Annotated in this window: 23 protein-coding genes; 15 read left to right on the top strand and 8 right to left on the bottom strand. The window is 42.8% G+C overall.

Translation table 11 applies throughout. The features are described 5' to 3' along the window. Positions 1-139 precede the first annotated feature (139 nt). The 3 genes from glpA to glpC are packed head-to-tail and all read left to right on the top strand — an operon-like array spanning position 140 to position 4,270. Positions 140-1,795 carry an anaerobic glycerol-3-phosphate dehydrogenase subunit A gene (glpA, locus tag ACLPIE_RS01025; RefSeq protein WP_430258843.1) on the top strand — a complete coding sequence of 552 codons (1,656 nt, stop codon included), beginning with the start codon at positions 140-142 and terminating at the stop codon, positions 1,793-1,795. Next, complete coding sequence (gene glpB, locus ACLPIE_RS01020) at positions 1,785-3,080, top strand: glycerol-3-phosphate dehydrogenase subunit GlpB (RefSeq protein ID WP_430258842.1); 1,296 nt, start codon at positions 1,785-1,787, stop codon at positions 3,078-3,080. The genes glpA and glpB overlap by 11 nt, the downstream gene beginning before the upstream one ends. Beyond that, positions 3,077-4,270: an anaerobic glycerol-3-phosphate dehydrogenase subunit GlpC gene (gene glpC / locus ACLPIE_RS01015; protein WP_430258840.1), complete on the top strand. Its 1,194-nt coding sequence runs from the start codon at positions 3,077-3,079 to the stop codon at positions 4,268-4,270. The genes glpB and glpC overlap by 4 nt, the downstream gene beginning before the upstream one ends. 127 nt (positions 4,271-4,397) lie before the next feature. Here the strand turns inward: glpC and ACLPIE_RS01010 are convergent, their stop codons facing one another. Further along, positions 4,398-5,066: a 7-cyano-7-deazaguanine/7-aminomethyl-7-deazaguanine transporter gene (locus ACLPIE_RS01010; RefSeq protein WP_430258838.1), complete on the bottom strand. Its 669-nt coding sequence runs from the start codon at positions 5,064-5,066 to the stop codon at positions 4,398-4,400. A gap of 170 nt (positions 5,067-5,236) precedes the next feature. On the opposite strand from ACLPIE_RS01010, the gene tusA reads away from it, so the two are divergent. Then, positions 5,237-5,485 (top strand): sulfurtransferase TusA, encoded by a 249-nt coding sequence (tusA, locus tag ACLPIE_RS01005; protein WP_430258836.1) that lies wholly within the window; start codon positions 5,237-5,239, stop codon positions 5,483-5,485. Between the two features lie 49 nt (positions 5,486-5,534). Here tusA and ACLPIE_RS01000 read toward each other — a convergent pair whose 3' ends face one another. The 3 genes from ACLPIE_RS01000 to ACLPIE_RS00990 form a co-directional block, all read right to left on the bottom strand. Beyond that, entirely contained in the window at positions 5,535-6,461 is a 927-nt protein-coding gene (locus ACLPIE_RS01000; RefSeq protein ID WP_430258834.1) for an Rpn family recombination-promoting nuclease/putative transposase, read from the bottom strand. Between the two features lie 196 nt (positions 6,462-6,657). Continuing rightward, a complete protein-coding gene (locus ACLPIE_RS00995) occupies positions 6,658-9,066 on the bottom strand; it encodes a zinc/cadmium/mercury/lead-transporting ATPase (RefSeq protein WP_430258832.1) in 2,409 nt (802 codons plus the stop codon). A 153-nt stretch (positions 9,067-9,219) separates the two neighbouring features. Next, a complete protein-coding gene (locus ACLPIE_RS00990; protein WP_430258830.1) occupies positions 9,220-9,849 on the bottom strand; it encodes a lysoplasmalogenase in 630 nt (209 codons plus the stop codon). A gap of 121 nt (positions 9,850-9,970) precedes the next feature. Between ACLPIE_RS00990 and ACLPIE_RS00985 the strand changes: the two genes are divergently transcribed. After that, complete coding sequence (locus ACLPIE_RS00985) at positions 9,971-10,324, top strand: DUF2500 family protein (RefSeq protein ID WP_430258828.1); 354 nt, start codon at positions 9,971-9,973, stop codon at positions 10,322-10,324. 3 nt (positions 10,325-10,327) lie between these two features. On the opposite strand, the gene ACLPIE_RS00980 is transcribed toward ACLPIE_RS00985, so the two are convergent. Together ACLPIE_RS00980 and rsmD are read right to left on the bottom strand one after the other, a co-directional pair. Continuing rightward, complete coding sequence (locus tag ACLPIE_RS00980) at positions 10,328-10,624, bottom strand: DUF1145 family protein (protein ID WP_430258826.1); 297 nt, start codon at positions 10,622-10,624, stop codon at positions 10,328-10,330. Between the two features lie 11 nt (positions 10,625-10,635). Then, on the bottom strand, positions 10,636-11,217 hold the full coding sequence (rsmD, locus tag ACLPIE_RS00975) for a 16S rRNA (guanine(966)-N(2))-methyltransferase (RefSeq protein ID WP_430258824.1): 582 nt from the start codon (positions 11,215-11,217) through the stop codon (positions 10,636-10,638). A 271-nt stretch (positions 11,218-11,488) separates the two neighbouring features. On the opposite strand from rsmD, the gene ftsY reads away from it, so the two are divergent. The 4 genes from ftsY to rpoH all read left to right on the top strand — a co-directional run bounded on the left by ftsY (position 11,489) and on the right by rpoH (position 16,332). Continuing rightward, a complete protein-coding gene (gene ftsY / locus ACLPIE_RS00970; protein WP_430258822.1) occupies positions 11,489-13,552 on the top strand; it encodes a signal recognition particle-docking protein FtsY in 2,064 nt (687 codons plus the stop codon). 6 nt (positions 13,553-13,558) lie between these two features. Beyond that, a complete protein-coding gene (ftsE, locus tag ACLPIE_RS00965) occupies positions 13,559-14,224 on the top strand; it encodes a cell division ATP-binding protein FtsE (protein ID WP_430258820.1) in 666 nt (221 codons plus the stop codon). Then, complete coding sequence (gene ftsX / locus ACLPIE_RS00960; RefSeq protein WP_430258818.1) at positions 14,217-15,194, top strand: permease-like cell division protein FtsX; 978 nt, start codon at positions 14,217-14,219, stop codon at positions 15,192-15,194. The genes ftsE and ftsX overlap by 8 nt, the downstream gene beginning before the upstream one ends. Before the next feature lie 259 nt (positions 15,195-15,453). Continuing rightward, complete coding sequence (gene rpoH, locus ACLPIE_RS00955) at positions 15,454-16,332, top strand: RNA polymerase sigma factor RpoH (RefSeq protein ID WP_430258816.1); 879 nt, start codon at positions 15,454-15,456, stop codon at positions 16,330-16,332. Positions 16,333-16,445: 113 nt separating this feature from the next. On the opposite strand, the gene ACLPIE_RS00950 is transcribed toward rpoH, so the two are convergent. Together ACLPIE_RS00950 and panM are read right to left on the bottom strand one after the other, a co-directional pair. Then, entirely contained in the window at positions 16,446-16,832 is a 387-nt protein-coding gene (locus ACLPIE_RS00950; protein ID WP_430258814.1) for a VOC family protein, read from the bottom strand. Then, positions 16,819-17,232, bottom strand: coding sequence for an aspartate 1-decarboxylase autocleavage activator PanM (gene panM / locus ACLPIE_RS00945; protein ID WP_430258812.1), 414 nt, complete (start codon positions 17,230-17,232; stop codon positions 16,819-16,821). Before panM ends, ACLPIE_RS00950 begins: the two co-directional genes overlap by 14 nt. A 379-nt stretch (positions 17,233-17,611) precedes the next feature. Between panM and ACLPIE_RS00940 the strand changes: the two genes are divergently transcribed. The 6 genes from ACLPIE_RS00940 (at position 17,612) to hutU (ending at position 24,951) form a co-directional block, all read left to right on the top strand. Continuing rightward, positions 17,612-18,721 carry a branched-chain amino acid ABC transporter substrate-binding protein gene (locus tag ACLPIE_RS00940; RefSeq protein WP_430258810.1) on the top strand — a complete coding sequence of 370 codons (1,110 nt, stop codon included), beginning with the start codon at positions 17,612-17,614 and terminating at the stop codon, positions 18,719-18,721. A 102-nt stretch (positions 18,722-18,823) separates the two neighbouring features. Beyond that, positions 18,824-19,750, top strand: a complete 927-nt coding sequence (livH, locus tag ACLPIE_RS00935) for a high-affinity branched-chain amino acid ABC transporter permease LivH (protein ID WP_430258808.1) — start codon at positions 18,824-18,826, stop codon at positions 19,748-19,750. Then, positions 19,747-21,018 (top strand): high-affinity branched-chain amino acid ABC transporter permease LivM, encoded by a 1,272-nt coding sequence (locus ACLPIE_RS00930; protein ID WP_430258806.1) that lies wholly within the window; start codon positions 19,747-19,749, stop codon positions 21,016-21,018. The genes livH and ACLPIE_RS00930 overlap by 4 nt, the downstream gene beginning before the upstream one ends. Beyond that, complete coding sequence (gene livG, locus ACLPIE_RS00925; protein WP_430258804.1) at positions 21,015-21,794, top strand: high-affinity branched-chain amino acid ABC transporter ATP-binding protein LivG; 780 nt, start codon at positions 21,015-21,017, stop codon at positions 21,792-21,794. The genes ACLPIE_RS00930 and livG overlap by 4 nt, the downstream gene beginning before the upstream one ends. Further along, positions 21,794-22,495 (top strand): high-affinity branched-chain amino acid ABC transporter ATP-binding protein LivF, encoded by a 702-nt coding sequence (gene livF, locus ACLPIE_RS00920; RefSeq protein WP_430258802.1) that lies wholly within the window; start codon positions 21,794-21,796, stop codon positions 22,493-22,495. The genes livG and livF overlap by 1 nt, the downstream gene beginning before the upstream one ends. A gap of 788 nt (positions 22,496-23,283) precedes the next feature. Further along, on the top strand, positions 23,284-24,951 hold the full coding sequence (hutU, locus tag ACLPIE_RS00915; RefSeq protein ID WP_430258800.1) for a urocanate hydratase: 1,668 nt from the start codon (positions 23,284-23,286) through the stop codon (positions 24,949-24,951). The last annotated feature ends 17 nt before the right edge of the window (positions 24,952-24,968 follow it).

Raw genomic sequence — 24,968 nt, 5'->3', positions numbered from 1 at the left:
TAAAAATTCACTGATTACTTTCGTTTTTGTTCCTTATCAAACATTGATCGCGTTTCTGGTCTATATTTAATAATAGATTATAAAAATAGAATCTATACTTATCGATTATAGAAATGTTTATTAATGTGAGGAATGCGACATGAATGGCTCATCTGTGACTGAAACGGATGTCATCATTATTGGTGGTGGCGCAACAGGTGCAGGAGTCGCTCGTGACTGCGCTCGCCGAGGTCTAAGAACGATTTTACTTGAACGACACGATATTGCGACTGGTGCAACAGGGCGTAACCATGGTTTATTGCATAGTGGAGCACGCTATGCGGTGACAGATAGCGAATCTGCCAAAGAATGTATTGAAGAGAACAAAATCCTTAAACGTATCGCTCATCACTGCATTGAGCGAACCGATGGTTTATTTATTACGTTGCCGGAGGATTGTTTAGATTATCAGCAAAAATTTATTGTGGCTTGCCAAGCCGCAGGGATTGATGCGACAGCGATTGATCCGAAAGAGGCTATTCGCCTTGAACCTTCTGTTAATCCACATCTCATCGGTGCCGTTCGTGTTCCTGATGGAACTGTTGACCCTTTTCGGTTAACTGCGGCGAATATGCTAGATGCCAGAGAACATGGTGCTAAAGTATTAACATATCATGAGGTTATAGGACTTATTCGTGATGGTGATACGGTTCGTGGCGTGACAGTTTACGATCATCAAGCGAAAAAACAGTATGATATTTATGCCGAAATTGTCGTAAATGCAGGCGGTATCTGGGGGCAAAAAATTGCAGAATATGGCGACTTAAAAATCAAAATGTTCCCAGCCAAAGGGGCGTTGTTAATTTTAGGCCATCGCTTGAACAACATGGTGATCAACCGTTGCCGTAAGCCTGCGGATGCCGATATTCTTGTACCAGGTGATACTATTTCCCTGATAGGTACTACGTCTACGCATATTGAATATGACCAAATTGATAATATGTATGTCACCCCCGAAGAAGTCGATATTTTAATCCGTGAGGGGTCGATGTTATCACCAGCACTTGCGTCAACGCGCATTTTGCGTGCGTATGCAGGGGTTCGACCATTAGTCGCGAGTGATGACGACCCATCAGGCCGAAATGTTAGTCGTGGAATTGTACTCCTTGATCATGCAAAACGTGATGGCTTAGAAGGGTTTATTACTATTACTGGCGGTAAACTAATGACATATCGCCTGATGGCGGAGTGGGCGACAGATAAAGTTTGTGAAAAATTGGGTCTCAGTGCGAAATGCACCACAGCAGAAGCCCCCTTACCGGGCTCGCAACACAGCGCAGAAGAAGCCTTGCGCAATGTCGTTTCTATCCCTGCTCCAATTCGGGGTTCTGCGGTTTATCGACATGGTGATAGAGCGTCTGCGATTTTAAGTACCGATAGATTAGATAAAAGCCTAGTTTGTGAATGTGAAGCCGTTACTGCGGGAGAAGTCCGTTACGCTGTGAATTCATTAACGGTGAATAACTTGCTTGATTTAAGACGTCGTACCCGTGTGGGGATGGGAACTTGCCAAGGTGAGCTATGTGCTTGTCGTGCTGCGGGTTTACTGAATCGCTTTAATGTCACAACCCCTTATGAAACAGAGCAACAGCTCAGCCATTTCCTTAATGAGCGCTGGAAAGGTGTTCGCCCAATAGCTTGGGGGGATGCATTGCGTGAGAGCGAGTTTACCAGTTGGGTATACCACGGTTTGTGTGGCATGAATGAAGCTACCCTTGGTAAGGGACCACAGAAGGAGGCGGACAATGAAATATGATGTTGTGGTAATGGGCGGTGGTCTAGCAGGGCTAATGAGTGGCATTCGGTTGACTCAATCTGGCCTATCTTGTGCAATTGTCAGTGCAGGGCAAAATGCATTGCATTTTTCATCAGGTTCCTTGGATTTGTTAACCCATTTGCCAGATGGTCAAGTGGTTGAAAAACCATTGGAAGTTATTGATTTACTAAAAGAACAAGCCCCCATACACCCGTATAGTATCATCGGGAAAACGCAAGTGGCTGAGCTTGCGCATATGGCGCAATCAATATTGCAGCAAGCGGGCGTTCATTTAAAAGGTTCATGTGAAGAAAATCATTATCGCATCACACCTCTAGGCCATAAGCGAATGACTTGGCTTAGTCCAGAGTCTGTTCCGACCGTTGGTTTACATCATAAAATGGATGTTAGTAATATTGCCGTGGTAGGGATTGAAGGATTCTTGGATTTTCAACCGCAAATGGTGGCAGATGAGTTGCAACGTGCAGGGGTGCAAGCCAAAGCACATTATGTGCATTTACCATTGTTAGACCGATTAAGGGAAAACCCGAGCGAGTTTAGAGCTGTTAACGTTGCTCGTTGGCTTGATAGACCAGAAAACATGGCTCAAATGGTCGCTGAGATATTACCTCTGGTCGCAGATGCAGAGGCGGTTTTCATGCCTGCTTGTATTGGACTCGATAGTGATGAACCCTTGCATGAATTACAAATGAACTTAGGTAAGCCATTATTTTTATTACCAACTCTTCCACCTTCTTTATTAGGAATTCGTTTACACGAAATGCTATTGCGTCAGTTTCGTCGTCAGGGTGGAATTGTTATGCCGGGTGATAAAGTTACAGCAGTAAATTGTGTTGATGACCATATTGAGTCCGTACAGACACGCAATCATGGTGATATCTTTTTAAAAGCAAAACACTTTATTTTGGCGACTGGTAGTTTTTTTAATAATGGCTTGGTCGCTGAGTTTGACCGCGTTTATGAGCCACTTATGCACTTAGATTTGTGTGATATTACAGAACGCGGAAAATGGACGAATAAAGAGTTCTTTGCTTCCCAGCCTTACATGGCTTTTGGGGTCAAAACAGATGAGACGTTGCGTGCTCAAAAAGATGGGAAATCCTTAAACAATCTCTATGTGGCAGGGGCGGTATTAGGTGGATTTGACCCATTGACCCAAGGCTGTGGTGCAGGTGTATCAATGATTAGCGCATTATATGCAGCAAATGAAATTATCAATGAAGTCAGTAAGAATAAGGCCATGCAGGCGGAGGTGGCACAATGAGTATTCAAGATGCAAGCTTTGAAAGCTGTATTAAATGCACTGTGTGTACCACTTATTGTCCAGTTGCAAAAGTGAACCCATTGTATCCGGGACCCAAACAAGCGGGTCCTGATGGCGAGCGTTTACGCTTAAAAGACCCTATGTTATATGATGAGGCACTTAAATATTGTACTAACTGTAAGCGTTGTGAGGTAGCTTGCCCATCTGATGTGAAAATCGGCGATATTATAGCTCGGGCTCGCAATACTTATAGTCAGCAAAAACCTAAAATCCGTGATGCAATATTAAGTCATACAGATTTAATGGGGTCGTTATCAACACCATTTGCTCCTGTGGTGAATACAATTACAGGGCTAAAACCGGTTCGTCAAATTCTTGATAAAGCATTAAAAATTGACCATCGTCGTGAATTACCAAAATATTCATTTGGTACTTTCCGTCGTTGGTACGCCAAGCAGGCCTCAGAGCAAGCCAAATACGAAGAACAAGTTGCGTTTTTCCATGGTTGCTATGTGAATTACAATCATCCTCAGCTCGGGAAAGATTTAATCAAAGTTTTCAATGGGATGAATATTGGGGTTCAATTACTTAAACGCGAAAAATGCTGTGGTGTTGCGTTAATTGCCAATGGGTTTATGAAGCAAGCGAAGCGCCAAGCGAATGTCAACTTGGAATCGCTGCAAGAAACCATCCTAGAAAAACATGTGCCAGTCGTCGCAACGTCATCAACCTGTACGTTTACGATCCGTGATGAATATACTCATGTTTTAGATGTCGACACTTCAGCGATGCGTGACAACATTGAGCTGGCAACACGTTATATCTACCGCCTACTCGAAGAAGGGCGTGAATTGAAGCTTAAACACACTCCATTAAAAGTGGCTTACCACACGCCTTGTCATATGGAAAAAATGGGCTGGACTTCCTACACGTTAGAACTAATCAAACGAGTGCCAGGCGTTGAGTTGATCGTGTTGGATTCTCAATGCTGTGGTATCGCTGGAACCTACGGTTTCAAGAAAGAAAACTATGAAGTTTCTCAAGGTATTGGGGCGGGTTTATTCCGCCAAATCGAAGAAAGTGGTGCTGATATGGTCATCACTGACTGTGAAACTTGTAAGTGGCAAATTGAGATGTCGACAAGTAAAAAGTGCGAGCATCCGATATCACTATTAGCGAGAGCGTTATGATGCGCCATTAATGGAATTGTACGACAGGTATTTCTTATTTTAATTCAGCTTAGCCTGCTGACAAAGGCCTCCGTAAAAAGAGGACTTTGTCACAGTCTGAGGGTAGTTACCCCTTTCTATTACTATTCTAGTGTTGGTTTGCAAATCTCTTTTTATCTGCATTATCAAAGAAGTATTTCAAAATGAAATTCAGCAAAACACCATACGCAGGTAAGAAAAATAGCATGCAAATAAGTAACTTGAAAACATAGTCAACTAACGCGATTTCAACCCAGTTTGCGGCCATAAATGGATCGCTACTACGGAAAAATGCGATAAAGAAGAACGCGATAGTATCAATTAAGTTACCAAAGAACATAGCGCAGGCAGGTGCCACATACCAGCGTGCATTTTGGCGTAACTTATTGAATACACTCACATCTAATATTTGCCCAAGTACGTAAGCCATAAAGCTTGCGGCAGCGATGCGCGCAACAAATAAATTGAACTCAGATAAAGCAGTAAAATCTTGCCATTCACCTTGGAAAAATAATGCTGAAATAACATATGAAATCAGTAATGCGGGCAGCATCACCGCAGTAATAATTCGGCGCGCAAGAGGTGCACCATAAATTCGTACGGTTAAGTCAGTGGCGAGGAAAATAAATGGAAAAGTAAACGCGCCCCAAGTGGTGTGAAAACCAAAAATGTTAATTGGCAACTGCACTAGGTAGTTACTAGAGGTAATAATTAAAATATGAAACAACGATAGCCAAATTAACGCAGTGGCTTTTTGCTGCGGAGTAAAATCAAACATATTGTACCTTTTTAGTCACAATGGGGTGAGGGAACCCATGAAATACGCCCTAGAAATTGGGAACTGCGCATGATACGCCTGTTGCGCAACAAAAGCAAAACAGTTCATTCATTGCGTGTTATTTTATTATATAATCGACGGATTGATTACTTTTAGATAGAAGCGTTTTTATGTCTGATTTATTTGCGAATGCGACCAAAACTCTCGATACATTAGGTTTACGTTGTCCTGAGCCTGTAATGTTGGTGCGTAAAACAGTACGTGGCATGGCTGAGGGTGACACCTTATTAATTATTGCAGATGACCCTGCAACGACACGTGATATCCCAGGTTTTTGTCGCTTTATGGAACATGAGCTGCTTGTAGTTGAAGCCGATTCTGCCCCTTATCGCTATTTGTTGCGTAAAAAATCGAGCTAGTTGTAATGAACCAAATTTATTAGTGACAATCCCTACCAAGAGGTAGGGGTTATTGCAGGCTTAATACTTCTTGGTAACTTAGCCCTGTAAGCTGACAAATAAGTTCAATACTTGTACCGAGTTGCAAACCTTTAAGCGCAATTTCATATTGTTTTTTATTTGCACCAATATCAATACCTCTATTTACGCCAATATCGATACCTTCTTGTATTCCTTGGTTTTTTAATCGTTGTGCAATGTTCATAATCGCCTCTTGGTTATTCTCTATTTGATCTATAAGTTGATTAACAACTGTTTTAAAATGAGGTGAATCCATCGTAAGAAATAAGTAATTGAATATCGTGATAATATCATCATTATTATGATAATTATTATTCACAGCTTGAGCTAATAGTGTAGTCACTTTCTCAACATTTTCTCGTAAATCTTTATGCTTCATTGCTAATTCCATTACGGCAACCTTACGGTGGTTTACCAGCTCATTGTCATCAATGACGGTAATATCTACGATGGGAAATGGCTGGTTATATAAGTTGCTTGCTATATCAGGCCAAGGAAAGCAATGAGTCCATGGGTGTGAATATGGGTAAGGCGTGACTTTTCCGTGATAGAACAAAATAGGGACGACCAAGGGTAAATTACGATGCCCTTGCTGTAAGTGCTGATTCATTGCTGAAAATGCATAGTACATCATTCTCCACCCCATGAATTTATCGGGTGTTGATTGGTGCTCAACTAACATATAAAGATACCCTTCACCTTGCTGTGTCTCTACGCTGTACAAAACATCAGATAGACGAGAGCGAAGCTGCTTATCAATAAAAGAGGAATTGGTTATCGCCAACGTATCAAAATTACATAATTGCTTAATATGTATAGGTAGGTGAATATCAAAAAAATCACGAGCATTCTCAATTTTAGACATAAAGCCTTTAAATGCTGAGTCATGAGGTGTTGAGCTGTGACTTTTTACCATCTTAGACCCCTTCCAATATCCGATTTGCATCACCCTTTTTCAAGAGATACTTTAACGAAATTTGGGGGGGAATGAAGATGAAGTTAGTCCTAATCTTCTAGTTAATATGACAATTAACATGTTGTAATAATGGAGTTATGTCTCCTTCTAAAAAATAAAAAGCGCCCAAAGAGCGCTTTGATGAGTTGATGAAACACTATTTTTTCACTTGAGGTAATTTTACTCGAAGTAACCGTACAGCATTAGCAGTGACCAGTGCGGTTGCACCTGAGTCTGCGAGTACAGCAACCCAAAGACCAGTGATCCCGAGTAAACTGGTAACTAAAAATACACCTTTTAGGCCAAGTGCTATGGTGATATTTTCACGAATAATTTTCCGTGTAGCACGTGATAGCGCGATTATCTCAGGTAAACCGGTTAAACGGTTATGGGTTAATGCAGCATCCGCTGTTTCTAACGCAACGTCAGTTCCACTGCCCATTGCAACACCAATGCTTGAGGCTTTCATTGCGGGGGCATCATTGATACCATCACCGACCATCATCGTACTGTGGTTGCGGTTAAGTTCCATTACCGCAGTGACTTTATCTTCAGGCAATAAGCTTGCACGGAATTCCATTCCTAATTGACCTGCAATGGCACCAGCTGCACGTGGGTTGTCACCGGTTAGCATCACCGCATTTACGTTGAGTGTTTTAAGGATACTCATTGCGTCCACTGCGTCATCGCGCAGCGTATCTTGCAGCGCAGTTAAGCCGATGACACGGTTGTCTTCTAGCGTGACAACCACTGTTTTTCCTTCCGCTTCTAAGGTTTCAACTTTGGCTTGCCACTCACTAGTTAACGGTGTATCGAGACGATTTGGCGCGCTAACAAGGATATGTTTGTTACGAAGACGTCCTTCAACCCCCTTTCCTGCTAGTGCTTTACGCTCTTGCGCTTCAGTGACAGTTAGAGAAAATTCTTCTGCTTTATTGACCACCGCTTTGGCCAGTGGGTGGTGGGAGCCAACCTCAACAGATGCTGTGATTTGCAATAATTCACTTTCCGATAAACCCTCAACAGGTACTAAGTTAGTGACATGGGGTTTCCCTTCTGTCAGTGTGCCTGTTTTATCTAAAGCAATGGTCGTAATAGTTCCCAGTTGCTCCAGTGCAGCTCCTCCTTTAATTAAGGCACCACGGCGTGTGGCAGTTGCTAATGCAGAGGTAATGGCAGCCGGGGTTGAAATCACTAGCGCACAAGGGCAGCCAATTAATAACAGCGTTAACCCGCGATAAATCCAAGTTTCCCACGGAGCACTGAAAAAAATAGGTGGAATAATAATCACTAATGCAGAAATTAGCATAATGATTGGTGTATACACACGGCTAAAGCGGTCAATAAAACGTTCTATTGGCGCACGACGTTCTTCTGCTTCTTCTATCAGCTGTAAAATTCGGTCGATAGCATTTTGGCCTTGCTCTGAAACCACTTTCATTTGTACGGCTTTATCGACTGATAAACAACCCGCCGCCACTTTTTCGCCTGCGTTGCGTTCTACCGGAACAGACTCCCCCGTTAATGCACTTTCATCAAAGCTTGCAAACCCTGAAACTAGCTCAGCATCTGTAGGTAAACGCCCACCCGGTGCGATTTCAATAATATCCCCAGGACGTAATTGCGCAACAGGTATAGTCGTTTTTTCCCCATCTTTAATTAAAACCGCATCTTCTGGAACCAATGCCATTAAGGCACTGACGCCTCGTCGGGCTCGTCCTGCGGAGTAGGACTCTAGCATTTCACCTAACATGAAAAGCAAAATAACCATTGCCGCTTCTTCAGTGGCTTGGATACATATCGCACCAACGGCGGCAACCGTCATTAATGTTTCGATGGCAAATGGTGAGCCTGTGCGAATTAAACGCAACGATTTACGGGCAATAGGGTATAACCCAAATAGCGTAGTTAAAATGAAAGCAATATTACCCCATTGTGGATTGATAAACTCAATCCCCAAACTGATAGCGACTAAAATGGCTAGAATAATGACGGGTTTAGCTTCACTTAATAAGTTTTGTGCTGGAGCAACAGAAGCCGCGCTGTTACTGCCGACATCATGTAATTCATAGCCAGCCGCTTCTACAGTAGCACGTACCGCTGCACTAATATCTGTATTGGCATCAACCACTAACTTTTCTGTGGCAAACAAAACTTTTGCTTGTTTAACTTCACTAATTTGGGCTACTGCCGTTTCTATTTTATTGGCGCAACTTGGACAATCCATGCCACGGATGATCCAACTAAAGCGTTGGTCAGCGGTTTGAGTTGGCTCAACTTCATTGCTGATGTTTGCTGTTAATCCACAGCTACTGCCGTGCTGGTGTTCGTGACCTGAATGGTCATGGTCATTAGCGGCGTGAGCGTGAGTTGAATGGTATTCTTCACCGTGCCGATGAGAGCCCTCATCATCATCGGGGTGTTTCTTCATACTGCTATGTTCATGAGTATGTGAGCCATCACTAACTTTTTTGCTATTGTCTGCCACAGTAGATGAACAGCAACTGTTGTTAGAACAGCAGCTGCTGGTGTGGTTATGTGTTTCTTTATGGGAATGTGAGTGCATAAGCGCCCCCTTATCAAACAATATGTTCTATCATTGCGGATAAGTCTACACTTTGGAGTCTACTCCAGAGTCAAATGAAAATAGGACGCCCAATTGATAAAATTCTCAAATAGCACTTTTTATCAATTGGCTTGACATGACTAAAAGGCGTGGTTACAAGTAAACCGCACGAACAATGAAAAATTGCCCAAGGAAGTACAGTGCCGCAACGATAGCTTTTGACGCTTTAAATGGAATGCGGAAGCGAGCAATTAGCCAAACACAGTTAGATAAAAACAGTAGCGATGCCCCAATCATAATGGAGAAGTTATATTCACGGCCTAAGCCAAAATATTGATCGCCAGCAACCCATGCCATGATCATACACATGATTAATGAGGCAAAAACCACGGCCTGTAGGTTTTCGAGTTTCCCCCAAATAACCACAAGGGTCACCGCTGCAATAATGAGGGGAACGGCTAACCAAGGTAAAAAGAGGCCGAAGTTTAATTGCATGCCAAAGCTGATGGTATAAATCAAATAGCTAAGAAACATCAATACGACAGAAGTTAGTAAGTGCTCACTTGAAAGCATGCGTGATAGATCAGCGATAAGAGAAACGAGTAACCCAGCTAAAATGAGATAGTTTTGCAGATTGAGGTCGTCAGAGCTCCATCCCCAGAATAACAATAACAGGAGTGTAATTGGGCGAAATAGCCAACGTTGCCACACAGGACCTCGATAGGCTGCATCGACATATAACCAACCAGAAAAGAGTACTGCGAGGAACGGCCAACTAATCATATACACATCCTTATAAATTCAATGAATGACACGACAGTGATCCGACAACTTAGAAACGTGTCCTGTTTAGTTAAATAAGATAAACTATCATGACTGACTTTTTAAGCAAAAAGCACACATTATGAATAAACCAATATTATTGATTATAGTTTTAGTGATTATTGCGGTTCTCGCCACTAAACGCTTTTTTGACCAACGCAAGCAAAATGAAATTAATGATAACGCTTTGCCTGTGAGTTATTTGGTCAAAGTGGATAATAAAAAAGATTATCCTTATCCTAACATGCGTTCACGTGAACGAGACGTCGTGTCTCCTGAAACCTTCCGCTATGAAATTTATTTCAAAACACGCTCAAGTGGAGAAATTATCAAAACGATTGTGACAGAAGAACAATACCAAGGTATTGAGTTAGGCCGCGAAGGAAAACTTACGATGCAAGGGACTCGGTTTATTCGTTTTGAGCCTGCACCATAATTTCTATTGGTCTGATTGCTGTTTCTTCGCTTTTTCTATCGCCGCTTTGGTTTTTTTCTGCATAGCTAGCATTTCAAATACTCCAAAAAAGAAAATACGTAATTGTACTAATTTAGAGATTGTTTCCCCTTTAGGAAGCGTTGCTTTTAGGAAAATAGTTTGCAGTGCATGCATAAAGATCATGAATACCATTGCTACATCCATAAAGTATTTCAATGGCTTAGGGAATGGATGAATAAGATTAAATAGCATAAATCCCCATACACAGATCATAAGCAGGCGGCCTACATTAATTAACATATTTTATTTTCCTAGGGTAAATTGCGAATAAACAAACGATAAGCGACTTGGCCTGCGATTTTTTCACGATGAAGTTGCCAATTAGCAGGAATGTCAGTAAGTGGTGACTCCGCTTCTGACTCAACATATATCCAACTTTCGTTTGCTAGCCATTGGTTTTTCTCTAATAATTCGATCGTTTCATGGAGTAGCCCTTTACGAAATGGAGGGTCAATGAAAACGACATCGAAAGGTTGTCCTGCTTGGCCTAAAACAGCGAGGCTGTTGTGATGAATAATGACCGCGTTATCTGCCTGTAGGCGAGTTTTATTTTCAGTTAACAATTGCGCATTTTGTTTATCAAGTTCAATAAATGTCACATTTTCTGCAAAGCGTGATAATGCCTCAAAACCTAAAGCACCACTTCCTGCAAAACAATCTAAGCAGCGAGCATCACGAATAATTGGCATTAACCAGTTAAATAAAGTTTCTTTAATTCTATCTGTAGTGGGACGTAAGCCCTCACTATCACGAACAGGCAGTTTTCTGCCTCGCCATTTCCCACCAATAATGCGAATTTGCCCTAAAGGGGCGGACTGTGGTCTTTTTGCCATAATGTTTATTGTTACTATTACTTAGTTGGTTTATCTACTGTTACTATTGTATACCTGTCGCGCGATAAGTTGCAGTGTTGTTATTCTTTATTCACTGCATTTCAAGTTTAGTACGCTATTTTTACTGCGTTAATACAAAAATTCAGATTAAATTGTCAGGATTTTTCTTTCAGATATGTGTTGCTGAGCGATGAAATGGTAGACTGCATATAATTTTATTGCGATTTGATTATCGAGCGCCATATTTTTACCGCGAGGAGTGTAGTGGCAAATGGCTAAAGACAAGAAAAAAGGCTTTTTTTCATGGTTGGGGTTTGGGCGAAAAAATGAAGAAGAGACCCAACAAGATACCCAACATGTAGATACAGTAAATGAAGTAGAAAATCAACAATCAGCCAAAGACGCAGCGATCGATGCCGCAGTAGCAGAAGCGGAACGTCAACATCAAGCAGAGCAAGCGGCAATTAAAGCGGCTGAAGATGAGGCTCAACGTCAGTATGAAGCACAGCAAGCGGCAATCGAAGCCGCTACTGAGCAAGCTGAACGTGAACGTCAAGAGCAAGTTGCTGCCATTCAAGCAGCGCAAGAGCAAGCTGAACGTGAACGTCTGGCTGCGGAAGAAGCTAAGGTAGCGGAAGAAAAAGCGCAGCGCGAACGTATAGAAGCGCAAGCAATGCAAGCCGCGGAAGAGGAAAGAGAACGTCAGCGGCAGGCCGAATTAGCGGCTATTCAAGCGGCAGAAGAAGAGGAAGAACGTAAGCGTCAAGCCGAGTTAGCCGCTGTCAAACACGCCGAAGAACAAGCCGAACAGGAACGCCAAGCGGTAGAAGCAGCCCGTTTAGCACAAGAACAAGCCGAACGTGAACGCCAAGCGGCAGAAGCAGCCCGTTTAGCGCAGGAACAAGCCGAACAGGAACGCCAAGCGGCAGAAGCAGCCCGTTTAGCACAAGAACAAGCCGAACGTGAACGCCAAGCGGCAGAAGCAGCCCGTTTAGCGCAGGAACAAGCCGAACAGGAACGCCAAGCGGCAGAAGCAGCCCGTTTAGCGCAGGAACAAGCCGAACAGGAACGCCAAGCGGCAGAAGCAGCCCGTTTAGCGCAGGAACAAGCCGAACGTGAACGCCAAGCGGCAGAAGCAGCCCGTTTAGCGCAGGAACAAGCCGAACAGGAACGCCAAGCCGCGGAAGCAGCTCGCTTAGCGGAAGAACAAGCTGAACGTGAACGCCAAGCCGCGGAAGCAGCTCGCTTAGCGGAAGAACAAGCTGAACGTGAACGCCAAGCAGCCGAAGCGGCACGTTTAGCAGAAGAGCAGGCCGCCGAAGAAGCGAGGATTGCAGAGGAAGAAGCTGAAGCTGAGCGCTTACGTTTAGAAGAAGAAAAAAATAATCAATCAACGGAGCAAGAAAAACCCAAAAAAGAGGGTTTCTTTGCTAGGCTAAAGAAAGGGTTATTAAAAACACGTCAAAACTTGGGATCAGGGTTTCTTGGTTTATTCTCAGGTAAGAAAATTGACGATGACTTATTCGACGAACTTGAAGAACAGTTATTGATTGCAGACGTGGGCGTTGATACCACGCGTAAAATTATCGATAACCTCACCGCACACGCAAGCCGTAAAGAATTGAAAGACGCAGAAGCGTTATATGGCAAACTGCGTGAGGAAATGTCTGATATTTTAGCGAAAGTGGATAAACCACTCGTGATCGAAGATAAAAAACCCTATGTTATTCTTATGGTTGGTGTTAATGGAGTGGGTAAAACCACCACAATAGGTAAATTAGCCCGTCAATACCAATCAGAAGGAAAAAGTGTCATGTTAGCGGCAGGGGATACTTTCCGTGCAGCCGCAGTTGAGCAGCTCCAAGTGTGGGGAGAACGTAATAAAATCCCTGTGGTCGCTCAACATACTGGCGCTGATCCTGCATCCGTTATTTTCGATGCTATTCAATCTGCACAAGCGAAAGGGGTTGATATCTTAATCGCGGATACAGCGGGTCGTTTACAGAATAAATCACACTTGATGGAAGAGTTGAAAAAAATTGTTCGTGTGATGAAAAAACTGGATGAAAACGCACCACATGAAATCATGTTAACCCTAGATGCAAGTACTGGACAAAATGCAGTTAGTCAGGCAAAACTTTTTGATGATGCAGTGGGCCTGACAGGGATAACATTGACGAAGCTCGATGGTACAGCAAAAGGTGGAGTCATTTTCTCTATCGCAGACCAATTTGGTATTCCAATTCGTTACATTGGTATTGGTGAAGGTATTGAAGATTTACGTCCATTTAAAGCAGATGACTTTATCGAGGCCCTATTTGCCCGAGAGGAATAATTTTCGATGATTCGCTTTGAACACGTTAGTAAAGCTTATCGCGGTGGCCGCCAAGCACTTCAAGGGGTTGATTTCCACCTTCAACCGGGAGAAATGGCATTTTTGACAGGTCACTCAGGCGCCGGTAAAAGTACGTTACTCAAGCTCATTTGTGGCATTGAACGCCCAAGTGCGGGTCATATTTTGTTTAATGGGCATGATATTAGTCGTTTGAAAAATCGGGAGATCCCGTTCTTGCGTAGGCAGATCGGTATGATTTTTCAGGATCACCACCTGTTATTTGACAGAACCGTCTATGATAATGTGGCGATGCCATTAATTATTTCTGGCGCTAGCATGGAAGATATTCGTCGGCGGGTTTCTGCTGCTTTGGATAAAGTCGGGCTATTAGATAAAGCCAAAAACTTTCCAATCCAATTGTCTGGTGGTGAACAGCAACGCGTGGGGATCGCTCGTGCGGTGGTGAACAAACCGACGATGCTATTAGCGGATGAACCAACAGGTAACCTTGATGGTGAACTTTCAGAAGGTATTATGCGCTTATTTGAAGAGTTTAACCGTGTTGGTGTCACTGTTTTAATGGCAACTCATGATATTGCATTGGTTGAACGTCGTAATTATCGTGTTCTTACATTGAGTGAAGGCCGTATGCTTGGAGGTCAACATGGCTAAAAACGTCCGTAAAGGTAAGCCGGAACGTACCATGCAATCGAAAAGCAAAGCTTTAAAAGGTGGGTGGCGTGAACAATGGCGCTATTCATGGCTGAATGCACTGGCTGATATGCTAAGGCAGCCTTTGGCTACTTTTTTGACCGTGATGGTGATTGCAATTTCACTGACCTTACCAAGCCTTTGCTATATAGTGTGGAAAAATGTTTCACAAGCGGCATCACAATGGTATCCCACTCCGCAGCTAACCGTTTATCTAGACAAATCTCTTGATGAACAAGGTGGGCAAAATGTGGTGACTCAACTACAAGCTCTTGAAGGTGTTGATCACGTCAATTACCTTTCACGGGATCAAGCAATGAGTGAATTTCGTAGTTGGTCTGGCTTTAGTACTGCACTTGATATGCTAGAAGAAAATCCACTACCAGCAGTGGCTATCATTACGCCAAAAATCGACTTTGAAAGCTCCGATGTGTTAGCAACATTAAGGGATCGCGTAAGCCAAGTGAATGGCATTGAAGAAGTGCGCATGGATGACAGTTGGTTTTCTCGCTTGGCGGCACTGACGAGTTTGGTGGGAAAAGTGGCCTCCGTCATTGGGATCTTAATGATTGTCTCGTTATTCCTTGTGATTGGTAATAGCGTGAGGCTAAATATTTTTGCTCGCCGTGATACTATTAACGTAATGAAGCTCATTGGGGCAACTGATGGTTTTATCATGAGACCATTTTTAAATGGGGGTCTGGTATTAGGTGCTCTAGGGGCAATTATCTCGCTGATCATGACTTTCTTATTGGTTTGGCAATTAGCGGGGGGAGTTGCACAAGTCGCCAGTGTGTTCGGAACTCAATTCCATATAGAGGGATTGTTGTGGGAAGAATCATTATTGATCTTATTATTATCAGCAATGGTTGGTTGGATCGCAGCTTGGCTGGCGACTCTTCAACATTTACGTCACTTTACACCTGAGTAACGGCTTGTTTTCTCATTCTTTTATCAAGGGTAGCTCATTGTTAATGTTGGTTACCCATTGATTTTATATGCTCTTTACTGAAAAAATGAACTTCGTCTGAATTGTTTGGTCTGATATTGACCTGCCGTTAACAATTCTTGTATATAATTTATTTAACGCAGCTAAACTGGTAAACTATTTGCCTGTTTGCTTCATGATGAGCCCAAACGGGTATTCACATCAAATTAATCTCTTTTCTATTATTTTATAGAGGATCTGAATGACCAAAGACATGCAATCATTAGCTCTTGTTCCACAGGGAAGTATTGAAGCCTATGTTAGGGCGGCTAATTCTTACCCAATGCTTACCGCTGAGGAAGAAAAGGAACTTGCTGAACGGCTGCATTACCATGGTGATCTGGATGCTGCAAAGCAACTGATCTTATCGCATTTGCGCTTTGTTATTCATGTTGCTCGTAGTTATGCAGGGTATGGTTTACCGCAGGCTGATTTAATTCAGGAAGGAAATATTGGCCTGATGAAAGCGGTGCGTCGTTTCAACCCTGAAGTTGGTGTACGCCTAGTTTCCTTTGCGGTTCATTGGATCAAAGCTGAAATTCATGAATATGTTTTACGCAACTGGCGTATTGTCAAAGTCGCGACTACAAAGTCGCAGCGTAAGCTTTTCTTTAATTTAAGAAAAAATAAAAAGCGTCTTGGCTGGTTTAACCAAGACGAAGTGGATATGGTTGCCCAAGAGCTTGGGGTAAGCACTAAAGATGTGCGCGAAATGGAATCCCGTATGGCTGCGCAAGACATGGCATTTGACATGTCAGACGATGATGATAGCAGTGACTTTGGCGGTCCTATTGCACCTGTTCTGTATTTACAAGATAAGTCGTCAGACTTTGCAGGTTCAATTGAAGATGATAATTGGGAAAGCCATGCGACTGACCGCTTAGCTGATGCATTGGCCTCTTTAGATGAGCGTAGCCAAGACATTATCCGTGCTCGCTGGTTGGATGATGACAACAAAACTACATTGCAAGAATTGGCTGATAAATATGGTGTATCCGCTGAACGTGTACGTCAGCTTGAAAAGAACGCCATGAAGAAATTACGCCTTGCAATGGAAGAAGACGAAGACGACGAAATGTAATTTGTTACGAATTCGCTCGTCTCCTTTTTCACTAAAATTATCTGCATTTATTACCTGTTAATGGTGTGTAAATGCAGATAATCATTTCTGTTTTTATATCCTTAATTATTCAATTAATCACTGTACAACTCTAATGGTAAGCCATCGGGGTCCGTGAAAAATGTAAAACGCTTTTGGGTATAAGGGTCGACGCGTATAGCCTCGCAAGCCACACCTTGTTCAGTTAAATAGGCGACCCACTTATCTAAATCATCAACACTAAAGGCTAAATGGCGCAACCCTGTGGCTTCAGGGTAACTCAGCCTTGCCGGTGGGTTAACAAAACTAAATAATTCAATTTGATAGTATTCACCGAAGGCTAAATCAGCTTTCCATGAATCATTTGCTGGACGGTAATGTTCTTCAAGCAAATTTAAGCCCAAAATACGGCAATAAAAATCCTTACTAACCTCAAAATTGGATGCAATTATTGCAACATGATGAATTCTATTTAATTTCATTCCATTTTTCCCATATATCAGGCTGTGTAGAGCTGTTGAAACCTTGAGCTGCCAAAAATAGCTTCACAGCTTCTTTTTCTTGCTGGACGACGCCACTCATGTCGAATTTCCATTGCGTGATATCAGGTATACCTTGGCAAATTTTTTCTAATAGATATGATCCGACACCACGGCGGCGTGTGACTTCCCGAATACAAAAATCATGTACGGTAGCGGATGAGGAATTAATAGTGATTTTCGCTGCTCCCAGCAGCCTTTCATTAAAACGCGCCGCATAAAACTGTTGCCCAGTTGCAAGCTGTTTTTCGAGCTGTACTTGGCTCAGGTCAGGCCAGATTTTGTACAAGTCCACATATTGCTGCTCAGTAGGAATGACCAAAGGGATAATTGTGAGTCTCATAATATTTTGTCTGTTTCCCTGTAAGTGTTGCAGTCACTGATCCTACCAGAGTGATCGGTAACTGATTTTTTGATTTTAGAGAGAAAAATTTCGTGATACTGGATTTTCCGAGTTTCACTCGGATTAATTTAAATTTAACTAGAATATAACACTAGTATTTATAAGAAACCTACTTAAACCTATTAGTTTTTTATTCTGTATATAACTTAATAACCTACCATATCCATTTGCTATTTAGCATAATTATCTTGTTTAATATCATGAAATATATAGCCTTATTCGCTATATTTTGAAATATCAGGCATTGTACCTGTCAACCATAATAATCTACTACAAATCAAACACAAACACTCAGAACCATGAAGACGGGGACGATAAAATGAAGAATATGAATAAAGCATTGTTAGCGGGCTGTATCGCAATGGCATTCAGCTCAGCCGGATGGGCGAAGGAAATCAAAATTGCAGTTGTTGGCGCAATGTCAGGGCCTGTTGCTCAATATGGTGATATGGAATTTACAGGGGCTCGCCAAGCGATTGCCGACATTAATGCTAAGGGGGGTATTAATGGTAATACACTAGTTGCAGTGGAATATGATGATGCGTGTGACCCAAAACAAGCAGTTGCTGTCGCAAATAAAGTGATCAATGACGGTATTCGTCACGTTATTGGCCATTTATGTTCTTCTTCAACACAACCTGCATCCGATATTTATGAAGATGAAGGCGTTATCATGATTACCCCAGCGGCAACGAATGCTGATTTAACCACTCGTGGCTACCAGATGGTTCTGCGTACGACAGGTTTAGATTCAGACCAAGGTCCAACAGCAGCGAGATATATTATGGAACATATAAAGCCATCTCGTATTGCCGTTGTTCATGATAAACAACAGTATGGTGAAGGGTTAGCACGTTCTGTACGTGAAAACTTAAATAAAGCAGGCGTAAAAGAGGTGATGTTTGAAGGTGTGACCGCAGGGGATAAAGATTTCTCTGCATTAGTCGCTAAGCTGAAAAAAGAGAACGTCGATTTTGTTTATTTCGGTGGTTACTACCCAGAAATGGGGCAAATTTTGCGTCAAGCGAAGCAAGCTGGCTTAAATATCCGTTTTATGGGGCCAGAAGGTGTCGGTAATTCATCATTATCCAATATTGCGGGTGATGCATCAGAAGGGATGTTAGTCACATTACCAAAACGTTATGACCAAGTTCCAGCAAACCAACCGATTGTTGATGCCATTAAAGGGAAAAAAGAAGACCCAACGGGTCCATTTGTGTGGACAACATACGCAGCTATCCAAGGTTTAACAACTGCCATGGAGCGCACGGGAAGTATTGAACCTGAAGACTTAGTTAAAGATCTGAAAGCAAACCCAGTTGAAACCGTGATGGGGACTCTGAGCTGGCAGCCAAATGGAGACTTAAAAGGTTTCGAGTTTGGCGTGTTTGAATGGCACAAAGATGGGACTTCCACCTCTGTAAAATAGCGGTCAGTCGTGTTCCAAAATAGTGAACAATAACCGGAAGTGAGTCATTTGCTTCCGGCTTCTGCTCTCTATTCAGGACAAGTAGTTCGAAAGGAAAGTCTTATGTCAGATCAAATTCTTTATTTTATTCAGCAATTCCTTAATGGGTTAACCCTTGGCAGTACCTACGCGCTCATCGCTATCGGTTATACAATGGTGTATGGCATCATTGGTATGATTAACTTTGCCCACGGTGAAGTTTACATGATAGGCAGCTACGTCTCTTTTATTGTGATAGCAGGTTTGATGATGCTAGGGATCGACGTTGGTTGGATCTTGGTTGCTGCTGCGTTTGTTGCGGCAATTGTCGTTTCCAGTGCTTATGGGTGGAGTATTGAACGCGTTGCTTATCGGCCCGTACGCCATTCTAAACGTTTGATTGCGTTGATCTCTGCGATCGGAATGTCTATTTTCCTACAAAACTATGTCAGTTTGTCTCAAGGGTCGCGTGACTTGGCATTACCTAGCTTAATTACAGGCCAATGGGTGTTAGGCGAAAGTGATGGCTTTGAAGCGACTGTGACAAAAATGCAGCTAACTATCTGGGTCGTGACACTTCTTGCAATGTTGGCATTAACGGTATTTATTCGTTATTCCAGAATGGGACGGGCTTGCCGTGCGTGCGCAGAAGATCTCAAAATGGCCAGCTTGCTCGGCATCAACACTGACCGCGTAATTTCATTAACCTTCGTAATTGGCGCGGCAATGGCGGCAGTCGCTGGTGTATTGTTAGGACAATTCTACGGTGTTATTAACCCTTATATTGGTTTTATGGCCGGTATGAAGGCCTTTACTGCTGCGGTATTAGGCGGGATTGGCAGTATACCTGGCGCTATGCTCGGCGGTTTAATTCTTGGTGTGGCTGAAGCGATGACTTCCGCCTATTTAAGTACAGAATACAAAGATGTTGTGTCATTTGGTTTATTAATCGGAGTGTTGTTGATCATGCCTACCGGTATTCTGGGACGCCCGGAGGTCGAAAAAGTATGAGAAAAGAAAACTGGATTAATGCCATTGTGGCTTCAGGCACCTTTTTTGTACTTGCCTTATTTATGATGGGGTTACAACTGGCACTTGATGGCACCAAATTAATTGTCACTATGGGGGATTCTGTCCGTTGGAACTGGATCATTGCAGGGGTAGTGGTGATCTTTGTTTATCAATTGATCCGCCCAGCGTTGAGCAAAGTATGGCAGGGCGTACCTAAAAAATCATGGTCTATTCCTGACTTTGATGGCTCTACCCCAAAACAAAAAATTCTTGCCGTTCTTATTATTATTGCTGCAATTATTTGGCCGTTTATTGTTTCACGTGGAAGTGTGGATATCGCAACCTTAACGTTAATTTATGTGATGTTAGGATTAGGTCTAAATGTGGTCGTTGGGTTATCTGGCTTACTGGTTTTAGGCTACGCAGGTTTCTATGCCATAGGGGCTTATACTTTTGGCTTATTAAATCATTATTATGGTTTTGGTTTTTGGGAAAGTTTACCGATCGCAGGGTTAACCGCAGCATTCGCCGGTTTTTTATTGGGGTTCCCCGTACTTCGTTTAAGAGGGGATTATTTGGCGATCGTTACACTCGGTTTTGGGGAAATCGTTCGTATTTTATTACTCAATAATACAGAAATCACCGGTGGCCCGAATGGCATTAGCCAATTACCGAAACCAACATTGTTTGGATTGGATTTTAACCGTACGGCAAAAGATGGTTGGGATACGTTCCATAACTTCTTTGGGTTAGATTACAGCCCAGGAGATCGGATCATTTTCTTGTATTTTGTTGCGTTATTGCTGGTGGTTTTAACCTTATTTGTTATTAATCGATTGTTACGTATGCCTCTGGGTCGTGCATGGGAAGCATTGCGTGAAGATGAAATTGCTTGCCGCTCATTAGGGTTGAGTCCAACTCGAATTAAATTAACAGCGTTTACCATCAGCGCCGCTTTTGCGGGGTTTGCCGGCACCTTGTTTGCAGCACGGCAAGGGTTTATTAGCCCTGAGTCATTCACCTTTGTGGAATCAGCCTTTGTGTTAGCGATTGTGGTGCTGGGGGGAATGGGGTCTCAGACTTCAGTGATTTTAGCCGCGATTATTTTAGTTGTATCAAGGGAAATGATGCGTGACCTTAATCAATACAGCATGCTGTTGCTCGGGGCATTGATGGTATTGATGATGATTTGGCGACCACAGGGCTTATTACCGATGAAACGTCGGCAAATGCAGGTGAAAAAAGTCCCTGAAGGGGAGGGCGTATGAGTCAATTAACCACGCCTTTATTACAAGTTAGCGGCTTAACTATGCGATTTGGTGGCCTGCTTGCGGTGAACAATGTTGAACTGACCATTAACCAAGGGGAAATTGTTTCTCTGATTGGGCCTAATGGTGCAGGGAAAACAACTATTTTCAACTGCTTAACAGGATTTTATAAACCAACGAGTGGCACTATCTTGTATCGAGATAAGCACCTTGAAGGGCTTAATGGGCAGGCGATTGCTCGTTTAGGCGTGATTCGCACCTTCCAGCACGTGCGCTTGTTCAAAGAAATGACGGTGATTGAGAATTTACTCGTTGCGCAGCACCAACATTTAAAAAGTGGCATTTTTTCTGGCTTATTAAAAACGCCCGCTTTTCGCCGTGCAGAGTCTGAAGCGGTTGATAATGCGGTAAAATGGCTAGAGCGTGTTGATTTACTTGATTTTGCCAATCGGCAGGCAGGGAATTTAGCGTATGGGCAGCAACGACGTTTGGAAATCGCGCGCTGCATGGTCACTCGCCCTGAAATTCTCATGTTGGATGAACCCGCAGCTGGACTTAACCCCAAAGAAACCAATGATTTGGATGATTTAATCGCAGAACTGCGCAACCATCATAATGTCTCTATTTTATTGATTGAACATGATATGAAATTGGTTATGGGAATTTCAGATCGTATTTATGTGGTGAATCAGGGAACACCACTCGCCAATGGTACGCCAAATGAAATCCGGCAACACCCTGATGTTATCAAAGCCTACTTGGGGGAAGCTTACTGATGTTAGAGTTTAAAAAAGTTTCTGCTCATTATGGAAAAATTCAGGCTTTGCATGAGATCAGCCTGAATATTCAAAAAGGTGAAATTGTTACGCTAATTGGGGCGAATGGGGCAGGGAAAACGACACTGCTAAGCACTTTGTGTGGTGACCCTCGCGCTTCTGAAGGCCAAGTTATCTATCGTGGTGTTGATATTACTCAGTTGCCGACGTCGAAAATTATGCGTGAAGATATTGCCTTAGTACCTGAAGGCCGTCGTGTTTTTTCACGAATGACGGTGGAAGAAAACCTTGCGATGGGGGGATTTTTCGCTAATCGGCAGCAGTATCAAGAGCGTATTGAGCGGGTCTATAAACTGTTTCCACGGCTTTATGAACGTCGAAGTCAACGTTCAGGAACTATGTCTGGTGGTGAGCAACAGATGTTGGCCATTGGGCGAGCCTTAATGAGCCAACCGGAGTTATTGTTGCTGGATGAGCCGTCATTAGGACTAGCTCCAATCATCATTATGCAAATTTTTGATACTATTCAACAGTTGCGGGAAGAAGGAATGACGATTTTCCTCGTTGAGCAAAACGCTAATCAAGCGTTAAAACTCGCTGACCGTGGGTATGTGTTGGAAAATGGCCATATTGTGTTGGAAGATAGCGGAAAAGCTTTATTAGCTAATGAGGCTGTACGCAGTGCTTACCTCGGCGGCTAAAATTTTCGTCATCCTTCGTGCTGTGGCGGTGTTGGCTTCACTCGGCTACTTGGGTCACATACTGATGTATGCTCCCCAAGATATCCTCATTTTGCCGCCTAGCCACAACGCGAATGATTTAGAAAATTGCAGTATGTGGGAAACTGGCTAAGCTATTCAATTATGGTCAGTGTCGGTGTTAGCTTCACTCGGCGACTTGGGTCACATACTGATGTATGCTCCCCAAGATATCCTCATTTTGCCGCCTAGCCACAAGGCGAATGATTTAGAAAATTAAATTTTAGTCATACTACGTGTTTAATTATTCGGGTTATCTGTTGATGCAGGTAGCCCGTTTTTATTTTGGGTATATATCATTTTATGATGTGTGGTATGAATTTGTTCGTTATACCTTGTTGCAAGGTTCTGTGAAGCGACTCGCAATTTCGCTATTTGCTTGTTTCTACTTCTAAATTTAAATGTATATACAACTTTTTCTCTAGAAACAGAGAGCTACTTGTTGTTGTATAACTTTACTCCTTCCTCTATCTCCACACTTTGTATAAAAATTCAAATTTAAATGTATATACTTTGTGAATTAAATGTATATATATTTAAGCAATAGATAAATGCTCTCAATGAATAGATAGTCTCGAGCAAGTTGATAATAAATTAATTTATTGATTTTTAATTAATTAATTATTTTGAAAACAAAGGGCACTGCCACTAACAAGGTACCTCGATGATTATCATAAATAATGATTGTTAATTTAATGTTATTTTGAAAATGGATGATAGGGGATACAACCATGTTAAATCGTACAGACTCAACTCGTGTGATCCGCGCACCGCGTGGCAGTGATAAAACCTGTAAAAGCTGGCTGACAGAAGCAGCATACCGCATGATCCAAAACAACTTAGACCCTGAAGTCGCCGAGCATCCACAAAGTTTAGTGGTTTATGGCGGCATAGGTCGTGCAGCACGGGATTGGGAATGCTATGACAAAATTTTAGATGTACTAAAAACATTGGAGGATGATCAAACGTTGTTAGTGCAGTCTGGTAAACCTGTTGGTGTATTTCCTACACACCCAGACGCTCCACGCGTATTGATTGCAAACTCAAATATAGTGCCACATTGGGCGAATTGGGATCACTTCAATGAATTAGATCGAAAAGGTTTAATGATGTATGGGCAGATGACTGCGGGCTCATGGATCTACATTGGTTCTCAAGGGATCGTTCAAGGAACCTATGAAACGTTTGTTTCATTAGCTAAACAGCATTTTAATGGTAATGCGGCAGGGCGCTGGATCTTAACGGGCGGCTTAGGTGGGATGGGCGGTGCACAGCCATTAGCCGCGACAATGGCCGGTTTTAGCATGATTGCTGTGGAATGTGACGAAAGCCGTATCGACTTTCGTTTAAGAACCCGCTATGTCGATAAAAAAGCCACTTCTCTTGATGAAGCCCTGCAATACATTGAAGAAGCCAAAGCAAATGGTCAGCCTGTTTCTGTTGGGTTATTAGGTAACGCTGCGGATGTTTATAGTGAATTAGTGAAGCGCAATATTACCCCTGATTCAGTCACCGACCAAACTAGCGCACATGACCCCGTTCACGGTTATTTACCACAAGGTTGGACGCTCAGCCAGTGGCGTGAAAAACAACAAACAGCACCTGCCGAAGTCACTAAAGCGGTGAAAAAAAGCATGGCAGTTCAAGTTGATGCCATGTTAACGATGCAAAAAAGAGGCTCAGCGGCTTTTGACTATGGCAACAATATTCGTCAAATGGCAAAAGATGAAGGCATTAGTAATGCCTTTGATTTCCCAGGTTTTGTTCCTGCTTATATCCGTCCCTTGTTTTGTGAAGGTATCGGCCCATTCCGTTGGGTCGCGTTGTCGGGTGATCCAGAAGATATCTATAAAACAGACCAAAAAGTGAAAGAATTATTACCTGATGACAAGCACTTACACAATTGGTTAGACATGGCGCGTGAGCGTATTGCTTTCCAAGGTTTGCCTGCACGTATCTGTTGGGTAGGTTTAAAAGACCGAGAGAAATTAGGCCGTGCTTTTAATGAAATGGTGAAAAGTGGTGAATTAAAAGGCCCAATCGTGATTGGTCGTGACCATTTAGACTCCGGTTCGGTTGCGAGTCCACATCGTGAAACGGAATCCATGAAAGATGGTTCGGATGCTGTTTCTGACTGGCCATTACTTAATGCACTGTTGAATACGGCAGGCGGGGCAACATGGGTCAGCTTACATCATGGAGGTGGTGTAGGCATGGGCTTTTCTCAGCATTCAGGGGTTGTCATTGTGTGTGATGGTACGGATGCTGCTGATAAACGGTTGTCGCGTGTTCTGCACAATGATCCTGCTACAGGGGTTATGCGCCATGCAGATGCGGGTTATGACATCGCAATTCATTGCGCAAAGCAGCAAGGTTTGAACTTGCCAATGGTGAAGTAATGTCATTTGCCGACTGT

It is taken from the genome of Providencia sp. Me31A, from assembly GCF_050487165.1.
In the GTDB taxonomy this organism is placed as follows: domain Bacteria; phylum Pseudomonadota; class Gammaproteobacteria; order Enterobacterales; family Enterobacteriaceae; genus Providencia.
Note: the sequence above shows the minus strand (reverse complement) of the source record. Positions and strands in the feature narration are given on the sequence as shown.